The sequence below is a fragment of the Streptomyces sp. NPDC059957 genome (genome assembly GCF_042730015.1).
In the GTDB taxonomy this organism is placed as follows: domain Bacteria; phylum Actinomycetota; class Actinomycetes; order Streptomycetales; family Streptomycetaceae; genus Streptomyces.
The window spans coordinates 1-19,068 of sequence record NZ_JBHWMB010000042.1 but is presented as its reverse complement, the minus strand read 5'-3'; the positions used below and the strand labels follow the sequence as shown (position 1 = coordinate 19,068).

Sequence of the window (19,068 nt, the reverse complement as noted above, 5' to 3'; positions counted from 1 at the left end):
CCTAGGGCTGGGGGAGGGGGCGGGATCGGTCGGAATGACAGGGTCGAAATAGCGGTACGGGCCTTACTCTGGGGCGATGAGCGTCCTCCCGCAGCGAGCTGCTGCACCCGTCGCACCGATACCCGGCCACCCGAAGGGCGGGATCTTCGGGCCCGCGTACCGGACGCTCAGCATCGGGATCATCTCCGTCATTTTTCTGATCGCCTTCGAGGCCACCGCCGTCGGGACCGCCATGCCCGTGGCCGCCCGGGAGCTGGACGGGATCGGGCTGTACGCCTTCGCCTTCTCCGCCTACTTCACGACCAGCCTCTTCGGGATGGTGCTCTCCGGGCAGTGGGCCGACCGGCATGGGCCGCTGCGGCCGCTGACCGTGGGGATCGGGTCCTTCGCCGCCGGGCTGGTGTGTTCCGGGACCGCCGGGGCGATGTGGATGTTCGTGCTCGGGCGGGCCGTGCAGGGGTTCGGTGGCGGGCTGGTCATCGTCGCGCTGTACGTCGTGGTGAGCCGGGCCTACGAGGAGCGGCTGCGGCCCGCGATCATGGCGGCCTTCGCCGCGAGCTGGGTCGTGCCCTCGATCGTGGGACCGCTGGCCGCGGGCACGGTGACCGAGCAGCTCGGGTGGCGCTGGGTCTTCCTCGGGATACCCGCACTGGTCTTCGTACCGCTGGCCGTGGCGCTGCCCGCGATACGGCGCAGCGCCTCCGGGCCGGTGGACCCCGAGGCTCCGCCCGTGGCGTTCGACCGGCGGCGGATCCGGCTCGCCCTCGGGATCTCGGCCGGCGCGGGGCTGCTGCAGTACGCCGCCCAGGATCTGAGGTGGCTGTCGTTGGTTCCGGGGATCGCGGGGGCCGCGCTGCTGGTGCCCGCCGTGCTGGGGCTGCTGCCGCGCGGGACCTACCTGGCGCGGCGCGGGCTGCCGTCGGTGGTGCTGCTGCGGGGCGTGGCCGCGGGGTCGTTCATCGCGGCCGAGAGCTTCGTACCGCTGATGCTGGTCACCCAGCGGGGGCTGAGCCCGACGATGGCCGGGTTCTCGCTCGCGCTGGGCGGGGTGACGTGGGCGGCCGGCTCGTGGGTGCAGTCGCAGGGGCGGGCGGCGCCGTACCGGGAACGGCTGATGGTGCTGGGCATGATCATGGTCGCGGCGTCGATCGCCGGGGCGCCGGCGGTGCTCGTGGAGTGGGTGCCGGTGTGGACCCTGGCTCTGGTGTGGGCGCTGGGGTGCCTGGGGATGGGGCTCGTCATCGGCTCCACGAGCGTGCTGCTGCTGAAGCTTTCGGCGCCGGAGGAGGCGGGGGCGAACTCCGCGTCGCTGCAGATCTCGGATGCGCTGGCGAACGTGGTGCTGCTGGCGGCGGGCGGGGCCGCGTTCGCCGCGCTGGGCGGGGGAGCGGTGGGTGCGGCGCACTCCGTGGTGGAGGGGGGCGGGGCTTCGCACCCCGGTGCGTTCGTGGTGGTGTTCCTGCCGATGGCCTGCGTGGCCCTGGTGGGCGCCTGGGTCGCCACCCGGCTGGATGCGGAGGGTGCGCGGAAGGCCTGAGGCCCGTGGTCCGGCGCCGTTGCCGGGGGCGCCGCCCCCGGACCCCCGCGCCTCAAACGCCGGCGGGGCTGGATGGGGCTGCCGTCCGGCTCTGTGCGCGGGTGGGTGGGGCCGGGGCCGGCCCCGGAAGTCGGCGGGCTGGATTCGGCCGGCGTCGGCCCTGTGTGTGCGGGCGGGTGGGGCCAGGGGGGTCACCTCGGGGCCGGTGGGCGTGAAGCAGCCTGGTGTCGCCGGAGTGGCCAGTGGGGCGGCCGCGCTGTTGCGGCGGGGGCGGGAAAGAGGGCTGACACTGGGTGGTACCGCGCGGTACCATCAGGTCATGGCTGGTCTCAACGTCAGGTTCACCGAAGAAGAGCTGGATGCCCTGCGCGAGCGCGCCGAGGCGGAGGGCCGCAGCATGCAGTCGTTCGCGCACGAGGCGGTGATCAGGGCCATAAACGAACATTCCCGGCTGTTCAACGAGGCGGCCGAGCACGTCCTGAAGGTCAGCGGTGAGCTGAACCGGAGGCTTGCGTGACCCACTACCTGACCCTGCCCGAGGTGCTGAACCTCGCGGAGCGGCTCGGGACCAGCGAGGTGCGCGACTACGGACTGCTCGATTCGGCGCTCGCGCGCCCACAGTCGAGCGTGTTCGGTCAGGACGCCTATCCGGACATCTGGGAGAAGGCCGCGGCCCTGATGGAATCGCTGGCCCGCAACCACGGCCTCGTGGACGGCAACAAGCGCATCGCCTGGTACGCGACCTGGGTCTTCCTCCACATGAACGGCCACCCGCTGGACGCCGGCTTCGACGTCGACGAGGCCGAACACTTCGTGCTGGACGTGTGCCAGGGCGCCCTGGACGTCCCCAAGATCGCAGCCCAACTGCCGAGGTTCGCGCGCTGAACACGCGAATGTGATGCTCGCCGCACGCGCCGAGGTCACGGGCCTGTCCCTCCGCGAGGGGCGGGCCCGGGCCGGTAAGGTGGCCCGGTTGTCCTACGTACGACTGCCCGTACCGCCGGCCGTACCGATGCCCGGACCGCACGCCCGGAAGATGCCCGGAATGCACGTCCGGAACGGAAACGCCGCCGAGAGACCGAACCGGAGACCGTGACTACTACCGCCTCCCACCACCTCTCACCCGCCTTCCCCGGCCGCGCGCCGTGGGGTACCGCCAGCGCCCTGCGAGCTTGGCAGCAGGGTGCACTGGACCGGTACCTGGAGACCCAGCCGCGCGACTTCCTCGCCGTCGCGACCCCCGGCGCCGGAAAGACCACCTTCGCCCTGACGCTCGCGTCCTGGCTGCTGCACCACCACGTGGTCCAGCAGGTGACCGTCGTCGCGCCGACCGAGCACCTGAAGAAGCAGTGGGCGGAAGCCGCCGCCCGGATAGGGATCCGGCTGGACCCGGACTACTCCGCCGGCCCGCTCAGCAAGGACTACCACGGGGTCGCCGTCACGTACGCGGGTGTGGGCGTGCGCCCGATGCTGCACCGCAACCGGTGCGAGCAGCGCAAGACCCTGGTGATCCTCGATGAGATCCACCATGCCGGTGACTCGAAGTCCTGGGGCGAGGCCTGCCTGGAGGCGTTCGACCCGGCGACCCGGCGGCTCGCCCTCACCGGCACGCCCTTCCGGTCCGACACGAATCCCATTCCCTTCGTCGCCTATGAGGAAGGGAACGACGGAATTCGGCGGTCCTCCGCCGATTACACCTACGGCTACGGGAACGCCCTGGGCGACGGGGTCGTGCGGCCCGTCATCTTCCTTTCCTACAGCGGCAACATGCGCTGGCGCACCAAGGCGGGCGACGAGATCGCCGCGCGCCTCGGCGAGCCGATGACCAAGGACGCCATTTCGCAGGCCTGGCGCACGGCGCTCGACGCGCGCGGCGACTGGATGCCGAACGTGCTGCGCGCCGCCGACCAGCGGCTGACCGAGGTCAGGAAGGGCATCCCGGACGCGGGCGGGCTGGTCATCGCCGCCGACCAGGACTCCGCGCGCGCGTACGCCAAGCTGATCAAGGAGATCACGGGGAGCAAGGCCACCGTCGTACTGTCCGACGACACCGGGGCCTCGAAGCGGATCGACGAGTTCGCCGCGAGCAACGACCGCTGGATGGTCGCCGTCCGCATGGTGTCCGAGGGCGTCGACGTACCGCGCCTCGCGGTCGGCGTGTACGCCACCACCATCTCGACCCCGCTGTTCTTCGCGCAGGCCGTCGGCCGCTTCGTGCGCTCGCGCCGGCGCGGCGAGACGGCCTCGGTGTTCCTGCCGACCATTCCCTACCTGCTCGGCTTCGCCAACGAGATGGAAGTCGAGCGCGATCACGTCCTCGACAAGCCGAAGAAGCAGGGCGAGGAAGACCCGTACGCCGACTCCGAGAAGGAGATGGAGGAGGCGAACAAGCAGGAGGACGAGGACACCGGCGACGAGGAGCAGATGTCCTTCGAGGCGCTGGAGTCCGACGCCGTCTTCGACCGGGTGCTCTACGACGGCGCCGAGTTCGGCATGCAGGCCCACCCGGGCAGTGAAGAGGAGCAGGACTACCTCGGCATCCCCGGGCTGCTGGAGCCCGACCAGGTGCAGATGCTGCTCCAGAAGCGGCAGTCGCGCCAGATCGCCCACAGCAAGCGCAAGCCGGACTCGGAGGCGGACCTGCTGGAGCTGCCCGCCGACCGGCGGCCCGTGGTCTCCCACAAGGAGCTGCTGGAGCTGAGGAAGTCGCTGAACACGATGGTGGGCGCATACGTCCACCAGAGCGGCAAACCGCACGGGGTGCTCCACACCGAACTGCGCCGCGTGTGCGGCGGCCCGCCGAGCGCGGAAGCCACGGCGGGACAGCTGCGCGAGCGGATCAAGAAGGTCCAGGAGTGGGCCACCCGGATGCGGTGATTTCCTACGGAATGCGGCACGGGGGGCGAGGGGAGATTTGTACGGTCCCCGCCCGCCCGGGCCGTCGTAGCGGCGCCGCCGCACCCGTGGTGGGAGGCCCTTCGGGGCCCGTGCGAGGAAGGGCCGGGGCGTGAGTCGCCGTCAGGGGCCGAAGGTCACGAATTGACAGCGATGCGCGTTTTCAACCGGCACAAAACGCCAGTAGGCGCCCGGATTCTGGACGAGCCCTTCCGCTGAGCGAACCTGCTCGCTACTGTCCCCGCATCGAACGCCCCGTGGCAGCGCCGCCGCGGGAGCGCAGCCGGTGCCATGGCCGCTACCGGCGGCCTCTCCGTGCGTCGCCGAGGGACCGGCGGCGCTATCCCCAGAGAGTCACCGCCGCCCACCGAAAGAGGGAGAGGCGTCGTGACCGCGGAAACCTCCCAGACTCTCGACCGAGGACTCCGAGTTCTCAAACTGCTCGCCGACACCGACCACGGTCTGACCGTCACCGAGCTCTCCAACCGCCTCGGTGTGAACCGCACCGTGGTCTACCGCCTCCTGGCCACCCTCGAACAGCACGCCCTGGTCCGCCGTGACCTCGGCGGCCGCGCCCGCGTCGGGCTCGGAGTGCTGCGCCTGGGCCGCCAGGTGCACCCGCTCGTGCGCGAGGCGGCGCTGCCCGCGCTGCGCTCCCTCGCCGAGGACATAGGCGCCACCGCGCACCTGACCCTCGTGGACGGAACCGAAGCGCTCGCCGTGGCGGTCGTCGAGCCGACCTGGACCGACTACCACGTGGCCTACCGGCCCGGCTTCCGTCATCCGCTGGACCGCGGGGCGGCCGGCCGGGCCATCCTGGCCGCCCGTCAGGGCACGCTCATCGAGCCCGGGTACACGCTCACCCACGGGGAGCTCGAAGCGGGCGCCAGCGGTGCCGCGGCGCCCCTCGTGGGCATCACGGGGCTGGAGGGCAGCGTGGGCGTCGTCATGCTGGCCGACGCCGTGCCCGAGCGGGTCGGCCCGCGCGTGGTGGACGCCGCCCGCGAGGTGGCCGACGCCCTGCGCTAGCGCAGGGCACACCAGCTGTACATCAGGACACCGAGCCGCGCCCCGACCGACGGGGGCGCGGCTCGACCCGTTCGGGGGCACCCGCGCTAGATTGGCCCGGTGCTCTCTCGCCTCACACGTCTGCCGCGTCCCGCCGCCCTCGCCGTCTGCGCCGTGCCCGTGCTCGCGCTGTTCGCCGTCGCGGCCCTCGCACCGCTGCCCTTCGTGATCGCGCAGCCGGGCCTCACGGCCGACGTGCTCGGCTCCCGTGACGGCAAGCAAATCATCTCCATCACCGGGGCGCCCACCCGCGAGACCGCCGGCCAGCTGCGGATGACCACCATCCAGGCCACCGGCCCCTCCACCTCCGTCACCCTCCCCGCGCTGGTCGGCGACTGGTTCGACACCTCCCGGGCGGTCATGCCCAGGGAGGCGGTGTACCCGTCGGGCGGAAGCGACAAGGAGATCGAGGAGCACAACATGGAGGAGATGACCAAGTCGCAGTCGACGGCCTCCCAGGCCGCCCTCGGCTACCTCCACAAGGACCCGAAGGACGTGAAGGTCGAGCTGAACCTCGCCGACGTCGGCGGTCCGAGCGCCGGACTGCTCTTCTCGCTGGGCATCGTCGACAAGCTCGACGGGAACGGCAGCGGAGGCGATCTCACCGGCGGCAGGACCATCGCCGGTACGGGCACCATCACCGCGGCCGGCGAGGTCGGCGCGGTCGGCGGGGTGGCCCTGAAGACTCAGGCCGCGCGGCGCGACGGGGCGAGCGTGTTCCTCGTACCGGCGGCGGAGTGCTCGGACGCCAAGTCCGAACTCCCCGAGGGGCTGCGGCTGGTCCCCGTCACTTCGCTGACGGGTGCGGTTGACGCGCTGCGGGCTCTGCAGAAGGGCGAGCAGGCTCCGTCCTGCTGAGCCGGGAGGCCGCCTCCGTCTCCATGCTCCGCCAGGACGGGAACACCAGCGGCGAGAGCGTGACGAGGAAGTAGGTCCCGCCGAACACCAGCAGTGCCTTCGTCACCCCGAAGCCGTCGACCAGCAGTCCCGCGGCCAGCCCGCCCAGCGGCATCGTCAGCTCGCAGCCGGCCGTGGTCACGCCCGCTACCCGGCTGCGCAGGGCGTCGGGCACCTTCTCCAGCATCACGGTGGTCAGGATCGGGTTGAGCACGCCGGCGCCCAGCCCGGACAGCGCCATCGTGACCGCGAGCGGCAGCGGGGTGTCGGTGAAGGCGGCGACCACGTAGCGCGGGGCCCCGCACAGCAGGAACGCCCCGGCGAACACGGCCCTACGGGGGAACCGCTCGCCCCAGGCTCCGTAGAGCAGGGCCCCCAGCAGGGCGAACCCGCCGAAGAGGGCGATCATCAGGCCGAGCGCGGTGGGTCCGCCGAGGACCTCGCTGCCGTGCACGGGCAGCAGCACCGAGGACCAGCCCTGGTCGATGCCGTTGGTCATCATGACCATCACCATGATGCCCAGCAGCAGCCGGGCCCGGGTCAGGAACCGCCAGCCCTCGGCGAGTTCGGTCCGGTAGCCGGTCAACGACACCTTCCCGGCGGTGCGCTGCGGCTCGGCGGCCGGTGTCCCGCGCAGGAACACGGCGACCAGCAGCGCGGAGGCGCCGAAGGTGGCCGCGTCGAGGAGCAGGACCGACTCGGCGCCGATCGTGGCGATCAGTACGCCGGCCAGCGCGGCCCCGATCATGCGGGCTCCGCGCGAGACGGCGTCGTAGAGGCTGGCGGCGCGGGCGATGGTGGTGCCGGCGTGCTCGGCGAGATGGGGGAGCAGGACGTAGCGCGCGGTCAGTCCGGGCGTGTGCACGAGGCCGCAGACGGCCATCAGCGCGCACAGCATCCAGAACTCCAGCAGCCCGGTGTAGTGCAGCAGCGGTATCGCGGCCACGGACAGCCCGCACACCAGGTCGGAGACGGCGGAGACCCGGCGGCGGCCGAGCCGGTCGATGACCGGGCCCCCGACGAGGGCGGCCACCGCGACGGGCAGGGTCGCGCAGAAGGCGACGATCCCGGCCCGGCCGGCACTGTCCGTGGTCTGGAGCACGAACCACGGCACGCCGATGAGCGTCAGGGAACTCCCGGCTATCGAGATCGTGTTGGCGAGCAGGACGGCGGTGAAGGGGACACGGCTCACGCGATGCCGCCGTGCGGGCGGGAGATCCGGGCGTTGCGGGTGATGCGCGCGTGCAGGTGCGCGGGCTGGATCAGGTGGATGCCGAGGGCGATCAGGCTCTCGCCGAGCCGGTTGCGCAGGGCGGGCGCCCGCAGGCGGGGAACGCGGGAAGCGTACGGTGCGGCCTCCCGCGCGCGGCGCCAGGCGGCGGCCTCGGCGGTGCGGATGGAGTGGATCTCGGCGTGGATTTGGGCATGGCTGAAGGCGTGCACGGCAGGGCTCCTTCTGCGAAAGGGGTTGCTGAGGGCGCGGTGTGGGCGCTACTTGGTGCGCACCGGGAAGGCGTGCGTCTGGAAACGGACCGTCTCCGTGCCTTCGGAGGGTGGTAGATCGCGGTAGCTGTTGATCAGCTCGTGGACCTTGAGGACCAGCTCGTGACTCTGTGCGGGGGTCAGCTGCAGTGAGAAGTCGCTGAGTTCGGAACTCCGGCGCCACTCCACCGACCAGGTGTGTGCCTCGCCCAGCCAGGTGGACAGTTCCTGTTCGTGGATCTTCACGACCTCCGCCAGGAAGACCTCCGCGGCGCCGCGCGTGGCCGGATCGGCGTCGTAGACCAGCGCCTCGTCGAAGATGGTGCCGTCCTGGGACGGCCGCCACCAGCGCTCACGGCCCTTGCCGTGCTCGGGGGCATCCTCGACGAACCCGTACGCGGCGAGCTGGCGCAGGTGGTAGCTGGTGGCCCCGCTCGATTCCCCGAGCTGCTCCGCCAGTTGCGAGGCGGTGGCCGGCCCGTGCAGGCGCAGGCTGCCCAGCAGGCGGATGCGCAGGGGGTGGGCCAGGCCGCGCAGGGAGTGGGCGTCGAGCTTGCGGAGCTGAGGCTCCGGCTTCTGGGAATCGGCGTTCTTCTCGGGCATGCCTCAACAGTAGAGTTGCAAAGAACTCTGTGCAAGGGTTTCTTTGCAACTACTTCTTTGCATCCTTCGTCCGGAGCCCGCCGGTCACCCCTCCTTGATGAACCCCTCCGCCACCAGCCAGTCCTTCGCCACCTCGTGCGGATCCTGACCGTCCACGTCCACCAGGGCGTTGAGCCGCTGCGCCGTCTCCGTCGACAGCCGCTTCGACAGGGGGTCCAGGAGGCCCGCGATCTGCGGGTACTTCTCCAGCGTCTTCGCGTGCAGCTCCGGCGCCGCGTTGTAGTTGGGGAAGAAGTGCCGGTCGTCGGCGAGGGTGTCCAGGTCCATGGCCTTGATCCGGCCGTCCGTGGTGAAGGCCTCGCCCAGCAGGCAGGAATCGGACTTCGAGACCTGGGTGTAGATGATCCCGGCGTCCATCTTCATCACGTTGCCCGCCGGGATCTTCATCCCGTACGCCTTCTCCATCCCCGGCAGCCCGTCCTCCCGCGAGGCGAACTCGTTCTCCACGCAGATCGTCACCGCCTTGGGGTCGCGCTGCGACAGCGCCGCCACGTCCGACATGGTCTTCAGCCCGTACTTCGCGTTGTTCTTCTTGCTGATGGCCAGCGTGTAGGTGTTGTTGAGGGTGGAGGGCGGCAGCCAGGCCACGCCGTTCTTCACGTCCGCGTCCCGCACCGCCTCCCACTGCGCGTACGGGTCCGCGATCGGCTTGTCGTTGCCGAGGTAGGTGATCCACGCCGTGCCCGTGTACTCGTACATGGCGTCCGCGTCGCCCTGGATGATCGCCTCGCGGGCGCTGATCGACCCGGGCAGGTTGGTGCGGTCCAGCACCTCCGCGCCGGCCGCCTTGAAGATCAGGCCGATCATCTGGCCGAGCACGATGTTCTCGCTGAAGTTCTTCGAGGTGACCGTGAGCGAGGCGCCCTTGAGGGGCTGCCCCTGGCCCACCGAGCCGGGCAGGGCCTCGTCCACCATCGGGGAGCCGCTCTTGAGCCCGCAGCCCGCGAGCGCCAGCAGGGGCAGGAGGGCCGCGCAGGCCGCAGTGGCCGTCCGTACGGAGAGCTTGGCCATCTACGCCTCCAGCCCGCGCGGGGTCAGAACCGTCTCGGCCAGGGAGGCCAGCCAGTCCACGAACAGTGCCAGCGCCACCGTCAGCACCGAGCCCAGCACCAGCACCGGCATCCGCTGGGTCTGGATCCCGGAGGTGATCAGGTCGCCGAGGCCCCCGCCGCCGCCGAAGGTGGCCAGGGTCGCGGTGCCGACGTTGAGGACGAGGGCCGTCCGTACGCCCGCCAGGATCAGCGGGACCGCCAGCGGCAGTTCGACCTTCATCAGGGTTCCCATGGAGGACATCCCGATCCCGCGCGAGGCCTCCACCAGCTGCGGGTCGATCCCGCGCAGCCCCGCGACGGTGTTGGACAGCACGGGCAGGACGGCGTAGGCGACCATGCCGATGATCGCGGTCGAGGGGCCGATGCCGAGCCAGATGACCAGCAGGGCGAGCAGGCCGATGGCCGGGGTGGCCTGGCCGATGTTGGCGACGGCGGTGACCAGCGGGGCCGCCCGGCGCAGGCCACGGCGGGTGAGCGCGATGCCGAGCGGGATCGCGATGATCAGCACCCAGAAGGTGGAGATCGCGGTGAGCTGGACGTGCTGCCACAGCCGGAGCTCGACGTTGCCGTCCGCGAGGGAGTTCTCGGCGATCGTGTCGAGGGTGGCGTTGGTGATCCACAGGTACGTGGCCAGCAGCACCAGCGCCAGCACGATCGGCAGGGTCACCAGCCGGGCCCAGGTGAGCCGGCTCCCCGGGCGGGGCGGTGCGATGGAGGCCATCACCGTCTCGTCGGGCCCGGGCTCCTCCGGATCGCGGAAGACGTGGCCCTTGAGTTCGTGCTCGCCGGGCGGGCGTTCGGGGGAGACCGGGTTGCGCGGGCTCATGAGTCCTCCGCGTCGTCCCGGAGCCCCTCCAGGTCCCGCTCGACGCGGTGGTGGCGCAGCTCCTCCAGGTCGTGCGCGTGCTCGGCGGCCGTCAGCCGGTCGGCCTCCAGCATCTCGTGCACGGAGTTCATCAGCGTCTCCATGTCCACGACGCCGATGTACTCGCCCCGCCGCCCGGTGACGGCCACCCGGCCGCCGCTGTCGGTCAGTACGGCCTCCAGGGCGTCGTGCAGGGTCGCGTCCCGGGTCACCGTGTCGTGCACGAGCTGACCGGCCCGGGCGAGGGAGCCCTTGGCGCGCATCAGGTCGCCGCGGCGCAGCCATTTGTACGGGCGGCCGCGCCGGTCCAGCATCAGGAGTTCGTTGCCCTGGCCGGCGCGCAGGGTGTTGAAGATCTGCTGGAGCGGGTCGTCCACGGAGACGGTCGGGAACTCGGCGATCTCCACGTCCCGCACTCGGGTGAGGTTGAGCCGCTTGAGGGCGGCCCCGGCGCCGACGAAGCCGGAGACGAAGTCGTCGGCGGGGTTGGTGAGGATCGCCTCGGGGGTGTCGAACTGCGCGATGTGCGAGCGCTCGCGCAGGACGGCGATCCGGTCGCCCAGCTTGATGGCCTCGTCGAAGTCGTGGGTGACGAAGACGATCGTCTTGTGCAGCTCGTGCTGGAGGCGGATCAGCTCGTCCTGGAGGTGGTCGCGGGTGATGGGGTCGACGGCGCCGAAGGGCTCGTCCATGAGCAGCACCGGCGGGTCGGCGGCCAGGGCCCGGGCCACGCCGACGCGCTGCTGCTGGCCGCCGGAGAGCTGGCGCGGGTAGCGGCCGTGGAACTCGCGCGGGTCCAGGCCGACCAGGTCGAGCATCTCCTCCACCCGGTCCTTCACGCGGGACTTGGACCAGCCGGTCATCTTCGGGACCAGGGCGATGTTCTCGGCGACCGTCATGTGCGGGAACAGCCCGGAGGACTGGATCGCGTACCCGATCTTGCGGCGGAGTTTGACCGGGTCCATGTCGGTGACGTCCTCGTCGCCGATGCGGATCCGGCCGGAGGTGGGCTCGATCAGCCGGTTGATCATCTTCAGGGTGGTGGACTTCCCGCAGCCGGACGGGCCGACGAAGACCACCAGCTCGCCCGCCTTGATCTCCATCGAGACGTCGTCGACGGAGGGGTTGGGGTTGCCGGGGTAGCGCTTGGTGAGGTTCTCCAGCTGGATGGTGGCGCCGGAGGCGGCGGCCGGCTGCGGGTCCCCGGCCGGCTGTGGGCTGGTCGTCGGCGGCGTCGGCTCAGACACGGATTCCCCTCGGGATGGTGAGACGGCCGAGCAGGACGTACGCGGCGTCGAAGAGCAGGGCGAGGATGACGACGCCGAGCGTCCCTGCGAGGACCTGGTTGATGGCGTTGGCGCTGCCGAGCGAGGCGATCCCGCGGAAGATCTCGTTGCCCAGGCCCGGCCCGGAGGCGTAGGCGGCGATGGCCGCGATGCCCATCAGCATCTGGGTGGAGACCCGGATGCCGGTCAGGATCGGCGGCCAGGCGAGCGGCAGTTCCACCTTCAGCAGCTGGGCGCCGCGCGACATCCCGATGCCCTTGGCGGCATCGACCAGGGCCGGATCCACCCCGCGCAGCCCCACGATGGAGTTGCGGACGATGGGCAGCAGTCCGTACAGCGTCAGGGCGATCACGGTCGGCGCGACGCCGAGGCCGACGATCGGGATCAGCAGGCCGATCATGGCGAGGGAGGGGATGGTCAGCACCGTGGAGGTGGAGGTGACCGCGAGGTTCCCGGCCCAGCCGCTGCGGTAGGTGAGGACGCCGATGGCGACGCCGAGGGCGGTCGCGATCACCATGCACTGGAAGACGGCGCTGGCGTGCTGGAAGGCGTCGGTGAGGAGCTGCTGGTGGCGGTTGGACAAGTAGGCCCAGAAGCTCACGCCGCGTCACCCCATCCGTCGTTGCCGCACGTCAGTGGTCGGTCGTAGGTCGCCAGTCGTCGATCTTCAGTCGTCGATCGTCGATCGTCAGTCGTCCTCGGCCGCCTGTTCGACCAGGGGGATGATCCGCAAGGGTACGGGATTCTCCATGACAATCGCCGTCGAAGCTCGAACAATCCCATCAAACGCGACAACTCGGTCGATCACCCGCTGAAGGTCCGCGTTGGACCGGGCCACGAGCCGGCACAGCATGTCCCCGTGCCCGGTCGTCGTGTGCAGCTCCAGTACCTCCGGCACCCCGTCCAAGTGGGCCCGTACGTCGGCGCCTTGACCCTGTTTGATCTCCAGCGTGGCGAAGGCCGTCACCGGGTACCCCAGGGCCGCCGGATCCACCTGCGGACCGAACCCCCGGATGACTCCGTTCGACTGAAGCCGGTCCAGCCGGGCCTGGGCCGTGCCGCGCGCCACGCCGAGCCGGCGCGAGACCTCCAGGACCCCGATCCGGGGCTCGCGGGCGAGCAGGACGATGAGCCGGCCATCGAGCTCGTCGATTCCCATGGGTGCCTCCGGGGTGGTCGGTCGGTGGTCATAGTGCACAGATATCCCAGCCATGGTGGGCTCAGAGTGGGCAGTCTGTACAGCAGAAATGGAAACTATTGCGCAGCTTGTGGAACGGCGGGACTCTGCCGTCATGACTGAGACCCAGCCGCTCGACACCGCGCCGTCCACCGCCGCCAAGGCCGACCCCTTTCCGGTCAAGGGCATGGACGCCGTCGTCTTCGCCGTAGGCAACGCCAAGCAGGCCGCGCACTTCTACTCGACCGCCTTCGGGATGAAGCTCGTCGCCTACTCCGGACCGGAGAACGGCACGCGCGAGACGGCCAGCTACGTCCTGACCAACGGCGCCGCGCGGTTCGTCCTCACCTCGGTCATCAAGGCCACCACCGACCGCGGCCGCTTCCTCGCCGAGCACGTCGCCGACCACGGCGACGGCGTCATCGACCTGGCGATCGAGGTCCCCGACGTGAAGGCGGCCTACGCCTACGCCGTCGAGCACGGCGCGCGCGGCCTCGACGAGCCGTACGAGCTCACCGACGAGCACGGCACGGTCCGGCTGGCGGCGATCGCCACCTACGGCCAGACCCGGCACACCCTGGTCGAGCGCGGCGACTACACCGGCCCCTACCTGCCCGGCTTCGTCTCCGTCGCCCCGATGGTCGAGCCCCCGGCCAAGCGCACCTTCCAGGCCATCGACCACTGCGTGGGCAACGTCGAGCTCGGCCGGATGAACGAGTGGGTGGCGTTCTACAACAAGGTCATGGGCTTCACGAACATGAAGGAGTTCGTGGGCGACGACATCGCGACCGAGTACTCGGCGCTGATGTCGAAGGTCGTCGCGGACGGCACCCTGAAGGTGAAGTTCCCGATCAACGAGCCGGCGATCGCGAAGAAGAAGTCGCAGATCGACGAGTACCTGGAGTTCTACGGCGGCGCGGGCGTCCAGCACATCGCGCTCGCCACGAACGACATCGTCCGCACCGTGCGGGCGATGCGGGCGGCCGGCGTGGAGTTCCTGAACACCCCGGACTCCTACTACGACACCCTCGGCGAGTGGGCGGGCGAGACCCGGGTCCCCGTCGAGACCCTGCGCGAGCTGAAGATCCTCGTCGACCGCGACGAGGACGGCTACCTCCTGCAGATCTTCACCAAGCCGGTCCAGGACCGCCCGACGGTCTTCTTCGAGATGATCGAGCGGCACGGGTCGATGGGCTTCGGCAAGGGCAACTTCAAGGCCCTCTTCGAGGCGATCGAGCGGGAGCAGGAGAAGCGGGGCAACCTCTAGGGGGTTGCGTGGACCGGGGCCCTGTGGCGCTGCCGCCTGGGGCTCCGCCCCGGACCCCCACGCCTCAAACGCCGGCGGGGCTGAAAAGACCGCCTCAAACGCCGGCGGGGCTGAAAAGACCGCCTCAAACGCCGGCGGGGCTGGAATATCCAGCCCCGCCGGCGTTTCAGGCAGGGGCACCCCCCTGCGGTAGTAGCTGGGGGAGGGTCCGGGCAGCGGTCCCGCCCCGCCCGCCTACGGCTACGGCTTCGGCTTGGGCACCGGCTTCGCCTTCGGGAGTTCCGGGGCCACCCACGGCTTGGTGGGCCGCATGTTCTCCGGGCCGCCCGCCGGGGGCTTGCCGATCGCCGCCAGGGCCTGCTTGGCCAGCGGCGCCCGGACCGGCGAGAACCGCGGGTTCGTCCGCAGGGCCTCCTCCAGGTGCCGCCGCGCCCCGGCCACGTCGCCCAGGCCGCGCTCGATCATCGCCCGGTGGTACGAGAACTCCGCGATCCGCAGTCCCTGCTCCGTGGCCTTCTTCGCGTACTCCAGCGCCGCCGCGTCGTCGCCCGTCTTGTGCAGCGCCCACCCCAGCGCGTCCGCCACCTGCACGTTCTTGTGCCGGGCCCACTCCGCCGTGAGGCGCCGTACGGCCGCCGCCGGGTCACCGTGGTCCGCCTCGAACCGGCCCAGGAGCAGCTCCTCGTTGACCCCGCTCCGGGCGGCCTGCGCCGCGATCCCGTCGTACACCGCCTTCGCCTCGTCGCCCCGGCCCAGCGACTCCAGCAGCTCGCCCAGCTCCAGCGACAGCGCCGGCACCGCGGCCCGCCCCAGCGCCATCCGGTAGTCCCGTACGGCCTCCCCGCCGCGGCCCAGCGCCGCCAGCACCCGCGCCCGGCCGCCCAGCGCCTGCGCCTGCGCCGGATCGGTGCGCAGCGCGGCCTCGTACTGCTTCAGGGCCTCCGCGTCGTCACCGCGCTCCCAGGCCAGCTCCCCGAGCCGGAACAGCACGTACGCCTTCTCCGCCGGGGCCTTCGCCGCGCCGCCCGCGTGCTCCATGGACATGGTCGCGTCCTCGCGCCAGCCCCGGTCCCGGTACACCTGCGAGGCCTTCATGAAGGCCGCCAGTCCCGGCCGCAGGTCCACCAGGCGCTCCATCGACTTCTCGGCGGCCTTGTAGTCGCCGAGACCGCCGTACGCGTCCACGAGCACCGGGTACGCCGTCCACCGCTTCGGCTCCTGCGCCCGTACGAGCTCGCCCCACTTCTTCCCGGTCCCGAAGTCCCGCCGGGCGTTGGCCAGCGTGCCCATGCCCGTCATCGCGTCGAAGTTGCCCTTCTCGGCCGGGCGCAGCTCCAGCGAGCGCTTCAGCGCGCCCTCCGCCTTCGGGTACCAGCCGGGATCGGCCGTGCGCCGCGCCTGCTCCAGGTACGCCGATCCCAGCACCGCCCACGAGGCGTCGTCGTCCGGGTGCGCCGCGACCCAGTTCTCCCGGTCGAGGACCAGGGCCGACAGGTCCACCGCCGCCACCGGCGCACCCATCCCGACCGCCGCGCGGGCCCGCTCGCTGGGCCCCGGCGGGCGCGCGTCGTCGCCCGTGCGGGCCGGCCGGATCAGCAGGGCCCCGGCGATCAGGACCACCAGGGCCGCCGCCGCAACGAGCGTCTTGCGGCCGGTGAAGGTCACGGGCGGGGCAGCCTGCTGCTGCCTCTCCTGGGAGACGGATGCGTCGCGCATAGGGTCCATGGGGTCACTGTGCGTCAATATGAAGAGCTCGCCGAGGTGTCCGAAGAACGTCGCGGGCGTGTTCACACCGATGGCCCCGGGTGCCACGCTGGCCCCATGGACGATGTCGACGAAGTTGATGACGGGTCACGCGAACTCCACGAGCGGCTCCTCGAAGGCCTTCCGCCCGAGGCCCTGCTCACCGACCCCCAGGTGACCGCCTCCTACGCCACCGACATGGCCGGCTTCTGCGCCGCGGGCACCCCGGCCGCCGTGGTCCTGCCCCGGACCGTCGAACAGGTCCAGCACGTCCTGCGCACCGCCCACGCGCTCCGCGTCCCCGTCGTCCCGCAGGGCGCCCGTACGGGCCTGTCCGGCGCGGCCAACGCCTCCGACGGCTGCGTCGTGCTCTCCCTCGTGAAGATGGACCGGATCCTGGAGATCGACACCGTCGACCGGATCGCCGTCGTCGAACCGGGCGTCGTCAACGCCGTCCTCTCGCGCGCCGTCGCCGAGCGCGGACTGCACTACCCGCCGGACCCCTCCAGCTGGGAGCAGTGCACCATCGGCGGGAACATCGGCACCGCCGCCGGCGGTCTGTGCTGCGTCAAGTACGGGGTCACCGCCGAGTACGTCCTCGGCCTCGACGTGGTCCTCGCCGACGGCAGGCTCCTGCGGACCGGCCGGCGCACCGCCAAGGGCGTCGCCGGGTACGACCTCACCCGCCTGTTCGTCGGCTCCGAAGGCAGCCTCGGAGTCGTCGTCCGGGCCGTCCTCGCCCTGCGCCCGGCCCCGCTCCGCCAGCTCGCGCTCGCCGCCGAGTTCCCCTCCGCCGCGGCCGCCTGCGAAGCCGTCTGCGCCGTCATGGAGGCCGGTCTGACGCCCTCACTGCTGGAACTGATGGACCGTACGACCGTCCGCGCCGTCAACGCGCTCGGCAAGATGGGCCTGCCCGAGACCACCGAGGCCCTGCTGCTCGCCGCCTTCGACACCCCGCACGCGCCCGAGGACCTCGCCGCCGTGGGGGAGCTGTGCACCGCCGCCGGGGCGAGCGCCGTCGTACCGGCCGAGGACGCGGCGGAGTCCGAACTGCTCCTCCAGGCCCGCCGGATGGCCCTGCCCGCCCTGGAGGCCCTGCGGCCCGCGACGATGATCGACGACGTGTGCGTACCGCGCACCCGGCTCGCGGAGATGCTGGACGGGACCGCCGCCATCGCCCGTACGCACGACCTGCTCATCGGGGTCTGCGCGCACGCTGGCGACGGCAACACCCACCCCATCGTCTGCTTCGACCCCGCCGACGAGGACGAGACCCGGCGGGCCCGCGCGTCCTTCGAGGAGATCATGGCGCTGGGGCTCGAACTGGGCGGGACCATCACCGGGGAGCACGGGGTCGGCGTCCTGAAGAAGGAGTGGCTCGCCCGCGAACTCGGCCCGGTCGGGCTGGAGATGCAGCGCGCCGTCAAGCAGGCCTTCGACCCGGAGGGACTGCTCAACCCGGGCAAGCTGTTCTGAACCACCGGTCACCGGTCCCCGTCCGCCGACTCGTCCGACGGCCACGGGTCGCGCATCCACAGCTCGTCGGCCGGCGTCGGGGCGAGCAGCTCGGCCAGCGCCGCGTCCAGGCCGAGCCGGTCGGCCTCGGTGCCCGGCGGCACGATCCGCAGGGTCCGCTCCAGCCAGGCCGACACCGATACGGCGGGGGCCTCCAGCAGGGCGTCGCCGTCGGGCGAGCTGAGCGCCATGCACAGGACGGCCTGCTGGCCGACCTTCGTGGGCCAGATCCGCACGTCGCCGTGGCCGCACGGACGGAACACCCCCTCGACCAGCAGTTCGCGGGCGAAGGTCCAGTTGACCGGGGTGCTCGAGCCGGTGTGGAAGGTGATGTGCACGGCGTACGGGTCGTCCGTCAGGTACAGCAGCCGAGCGGGGACGGGGACGCTGCGCTCGGGGGACAGGACCAGCTTCAGTTCCAGCTCGCGCTCGACGACGGGGTGCTGCATGGCGGCCTCATTTCGGTACGGGGTACGTGTTCGGGTGCTGCACGGGCCGGAGTACCGGCCCACACCCGCAGAGAGCGCCGAAGTGCCCGGGTATGACGCGACTTCGCGAGGCACATCGAGGATTGGCCGAAATCAATCGGCTGACCGAAATCTTCCGTACGGGGCTGCGTTCGCCAAGGTTCCCCCGATCGCTTGGATTCTCCCGTTACCGGACCTGTCGGGGGGCGGTTCTTGGCTATGGTCCACCCCTGCAAGAAGCCTCAAGCCACGATCGGAGTTGGGGACATTGACGGCCTCCCCTGGTGACGGCGAGCACGCGGCCCGCGAGGGCTACTACCCCGATCCGTCCATCCCCGGGTACGTCAGGTTCTGGAACGGCCTGAACTGGGTTCCCGGTACGAGCCGCCCCGCGGCCCCTGCCGACGAGACGGGTCCCGTGTTCCTCGACCAGACGGGCATGAGCGAGGCGCTGCGCGAGCCGGAGCGGTGGCCGCAGCCCCGGCCGCAACCGGCTCCCCGCCAGGCCCCCGAAGCCTGGCCGGAGCCGGCCGCGCCGCGCGCGGAGCCCGCTCTCCGGCAGCAGCCCGACCTCCGGGCGGAGTCGTCCGAGTCGTGGCCGGAGCCCGCTCCCCGGCGGGAGCCCGAGTCCTGGCCGGAGCCGGCCGCGTCACGTCCCGAGTCCGAGTCCTGGTCCGAGTCCGAGTCCTGGTCCGCGCCCGCCCCCCGGGCGGAGTCCGGGCCGTGGGAGCAGCCCGGCGCGGACCCCGAGCCCGCGGGGTGGCAGGTCGACCCGCTGCACCAGGCCGGGTTCGGCGGGCCGCGCGACCACCGGGTGTCCTGGGGCCACGAGGAGGCCGCGGCCGCCCGCCCCGGCGGGATCTCCCTGGCCCGCCCGCCGGCCCCGGCTCCCGTCCCGGCCCCGGCCCTCGCTCCCGTCCCGGCCCCGGCGCGCGTGTCCGCCGCCCTGCCCGCGCAGGTGTCCGGCTCCGCTGCCCCGGGCGGCCTCGGGATCCTGTCGGCGCCCTCCCCGGTCCCGGCGGCCCCCGCGCCCGCCGCGGCCCCTGATCCCGACCCGGTGTGGCCCCCCGCCCCGGGCTCGTCCGGCCCGGACCCGGAGCCGGCGGAGCGCGTGCGGCCCGCGGCGCGCGTGCGGCCCGCGGAGCGCCCGGCCC

General features: G+C 71.8%; 19 protein-coding genes. 9 read left to right on the top strand and 10 right to left on the bottom strand.

Annotation, left to right across the window (positions count from 1 at the left end):
- Window positions 1–76: 76 nt before the first annotated feature.
- From ACFWBW_RS25890 to ACFWBW_RS25865, 6 genes are all read left to right on the top strand, one after another.
- The gene (locus ACFWBW_RS25890; RefSeq protein ID WP_385376762.1) at window positions 77–1,537 is read left to right on the top strand and encodes an MFS transporter; all 1,461 of its coding nucleotides are present in this window, start codon (window positions 77–79) and stop codon (window positions 1,535–1,537) included.
- Between the two features lie 319 nt (window positions 1,538–1,856).
- On the top strand, window positions 1,857–2,054 hold the full coding sequence (locus ACFWBW_RS25885) for a plasmid mobilization protein (RefSeq protein WP_053702279.1): 198 nt from the start codon (window positions 1,857–1,859) through the stop codon (window positions 2,052–2,054).
- Window positions 2,051–2,422 carry a type II toxin-antitoxin system death-on-curing family toxin gene (locus tag ACFWBW_RS25880; protein WP_385376759.1) on the top strand — a complete coding sequence of 124 codons (372 nt, stop codon included), beginning with the start codon at window positions 2,051–2,053 and terminating at the stop codon, window positions 2,420–2,422. The genes ACFWBW_RS25885 and ACFWBW_RS25880 overlap by 4 nt, the downstream gene beginning before the upstream one ends.
- A 207-nt stretch (window positions 2,423–2,629) precedes the next feature.
- Window positions 2,630–4,414, top strand: coding sequence for a DEAD/DEAH box helicase (locus ACFWBW_RS25875; RefSeq protein WP_327252973.1), 1,785 nt, complete (start codon window positions 2,630–2,632; stop codon window positions 4,412–4,414).
- A gap of 405 nt (window positions 4,415–4,819) precedes the next feature.
- On the top strand, window positions 4,820–5,461 hold the full coding sequence (locus ACFWBW_RS25870) for an IclR family transcriptional regulator (RefSeq protein WP_054222485.1): 642 nt from the start codon (window positions 4,820–4,822) through the stop codon (window positions 5,459–5,461).
- A gap of 99 nt (window positions 5,462–5,560) precedes the next feature.
- On the top strand, window positions 5,561–6,358 hold the full coding sequence (locus ACFWBW_RS25865; RefSeq protein WP_385376755.1) for a S16 family serine protease: 798 nt from the start codon (window positions 5,561–5,563) through the stop codon (window positions 6,356–6,358).
- Here ACFWBW_RS25865 and ACFWBW_RS25860 read toward each other — a convergent pair.
- The 8 genes from ACFWBW_RS25860 to ACFWBW_RS25825 form a co-directional block, all read right to left on the bottom strand.
- Window positions 6,288–7,589, bottom strand: coding sequence for an MFS transporter (locus ACFWBW_RS25860; RefSeq protein ID WP_385376752.1), 1,302 nt, complete (start codon window positions 7,587–7,589; stop codon window positions 6,288–6,290). The genes ACFWBW_RS25865 and ACFWBW_RS25860 overlap by 71 nt on opposite strands.
- Complete coding sequence (locus ACFWBW_RS25855) at window positions 7,586–7,840, bottom strand: hypothetical protein (RefSeq protein WP_385376749.1); 255 nt, start codon at window positions 7,838–7,840, stop codon at window positions 7,586–7,588. Before ACFWBW_RS25855 ends, ACFWBW_RS25860 begins: the two co-directional genes overlap by 4 nt.
- Before the next feature lie 48 nt (window positions 7,841–7,888).
- Entirely contained in the window at window positions 7,889–8,482 is a 594-nt protein-coding gene (locus tag ACFWBW_RS25850) for an ArsR/SmtB family transcription factor (RefSeq protein ID WP_385376746.1), read from the bottom strand.
- An 84-nt stretch (window positions 8,483–8,566) separates the two neighbouring features.
- Complete coding sequence (locus ACFWBW_RS25845) at window positions 8,567–9,553, bottom strand: glycine betaine ABC transporter substrate-binding protein (RefSeq protein ID WP_385376743.1); 987 nt, start codon at window positions 9,551–9,553, stop codon at window positions 8,567–8,569.
- Window positions 9,554–10,420, bottom strand: a complete 867-nt coding sequence (locus tag ACFWBW_RS25840) for an ABC transporter permease (RefSeq protein WP_385376741.1) — start codon at window positions 10,418–10,420, stop codon at window positions 9,554–9,556.
- On the bottom strand, window positions 10,417–11,706 hold the full coding sequence (locus ACFWBW_RS25835) for a betaine/proline/choline family ABC transporter ATP-binding protein (RefSeq protein ID WP_385376737.1): 1,290 nt from the start codon (window positions 11,704–11,706) through the stop codon (window positions 10,417–10,419). Before ACFWBW_RS25835 ends, ACFWBW_RS25840 begins: the two co-directional genes overlap by 4 nt.
- Window positions 11,699–12,346 (bottom strand): ABC transporter permease, encoded by a 648-nt coding sequence (locus ACFWBW_RS25830; RefSeq protein WP_274552927.1) that lies wholly within the window; start codon window positions 12,344–12,346, stop codon window positions 11,699–11,701. The genes ACFWBW_RS25835 and ACFWBW_RS25830 overlap by 8 nt, the downstream gene beginning before the upstream one ends.
- An 87-nt stretch (window positions 12,347–12,433) precedes the next feature.
- On the bottom strand, window positions 12,434–12,904 hold the full coding sequence (locus ACFWBW_RS25825; RefSeq protein WP_112448141.1) for an Lrp/AsnC family transcriptional regulator: 471 nt from the start codon (window positions 12,902–12,904) through the stop codon (window positions 12,434–12,436).
- Window positions 12,905–13,037: 133 nt separating this feature from the next.
- Here ACFWBW_RS25825 and hppD point away from each other — a divergent pair, with 133 nt between their 5' ends.
- Window positions 13,038–14,189 (top strand): 4-hydroxyphenylpyruvate dioxygenase, encoded by a 1,152-nt coding sequence (hppD, locus tag ACFWBW_RS25820; RefSeq protein WP_385376734.1) that lies wholly within the window; start codon window positions 13,038–13,040, stop codon window positions 14,187–14,189.
- A 240-nt stretch (window positions 14,190–14,429) separates the two neighbouring features.
- On the opposite strand, the gene ACFWBW_RS25815 is transcribed toward hppD, so the two are convergent.
- Window positions 14,430–15,914 (bottom strand): tetratricopeptide repeat protein, encoded by a 1,485-nt coding sequence (locus tag ACFWBW_RS25815; protein ID WP_385376731.1) that lies wholly within the window; start codon window positions 15,912–15,914, stop codon window positions 14,430–14,432.
- Between the two features lie 96 nt (window positions 15,915–16,010).
- Between ACFWBW_RS25815 and ACFWBW_RS25810 the strand changes: the two genes are divergently transcribed.
- Complete coding sequence (locus ACFWBW_RS25810; protein WP_385376728.1) at window positions 16,011–17,408, top strand: FAD-binding oxidoreductase; 1,398 nt, start codon at window positions 16,011–16,013, stop codon at window positions 17,406–17,408.
- 8 nt (window positions 17,409–17,416) lie between these two features.
- Here the strand turns inward: ACFWBW_RS25810 and ACFWBW_RS25805 are convergent, their stop codons facing one another.
- The gene (locus tag ACFWBW_RS25805; protein WP_385376726.1) at window positions 17,417–17,896 is read right to left on the bottom strand and encodes an SsgA family sporulation/cell division regulator; all 480 of its coding nucleotides are present in this window, start codon (window positions 17,894–17,896) and stop codon (window positions 17,417–17,419) included.
- A 286-nt stretch (window positions 17,897–18,182) separates the two neighbouring features.
- On the opposite strand from ACFWBW_RS25805, the gene ACFWBW_RS25800 reads away from it, so the two are divergent.
- Window positions 18,183–19,068: DUF2510 domain-containing protein (locus tag ACFWBW_RS25800; RefSeq protein WP_385376723.1), on the top strand; the 886-nt coding region annotated here is incomplete at its 3' end.

Excerpts from the sequence above, each read along its gene's own strand:
- ACFWBW_RS25890 (WP_385376762.1), top strand. The coding sequence starts at position 77 with ATGAGCGTCCTCCCGCAGCGAGCTGCTGCACCCGTCGCACCGATACCC.
- ACFWBW_RS25885 (WP_053702279.1), top strand. The coding sequence starts at position 1,857 with ATGGCTGGTCTCAACGTCAGGTTCACCGAAGAAGAGCTGGATGCCCTG.
- ACFWBW_RS25850 (WP_385376746.1), bottom strand. The coding sequence starts at position 8,482 with ATGCCCGAGAAGAACGCCGATTCCCAGAAGCCGGAGCCTCAGCTCCGC.
- ACFWBW_RS25845 (WP_385376743.1), bottom strand. The coding sequence starts at position 9,553 with ATGGCCAAGCTCTCCGTACGGACGGCCACTGCGGCCTGCGCGGCCCTC.
- ACFWBW_RS25840 (WP_385376741.1), bottom strand. The coding sequence starts at position 10,420 with ATGAGCCCGCGCAACCCGGTCTCCCCCGAACGCCCGCCCGGCGAGCAC.
- ACFWBW_RS25825 (WP_112448141.1), bottom strand. The coding sequence starts at position 12,904 with ATGGGAATCGACGAGCTCGATGGCCGGCTCATCGTCCTGCTCGCCCGC.
- hppD (WP_385376734.1), top strand. The coding sequence starts at position 13,038 with ATGACTGAGACCCAGCCGCTCGACACCGCGCCGTCCACCGCCGCCAAG.
- ACFWBW_RS25815 (WP_385376731.1), bottom strand. The coding sequence starts at position 15,914 with ATGGACCCTATGCGCGACGCATCCGTCTCCCAGGAGAGGCAGCAGCAG.
- ACFWBW_RS25810 (WP_385376728.1), top strand. The coding sequence starts at position 16,011 with ATGGACGATGTCGACGAAGTTGATGACGGGTCACGCGAACTCCACGAG.
- ACFWBW_RS25805 (WP_385376726.1), bottom strand. The coding sequence starts at position 17,896 with ATGCAGCACCCCGTCGTCGAGCGCGAGCTGGAACTGAAGCTGGTCCTG.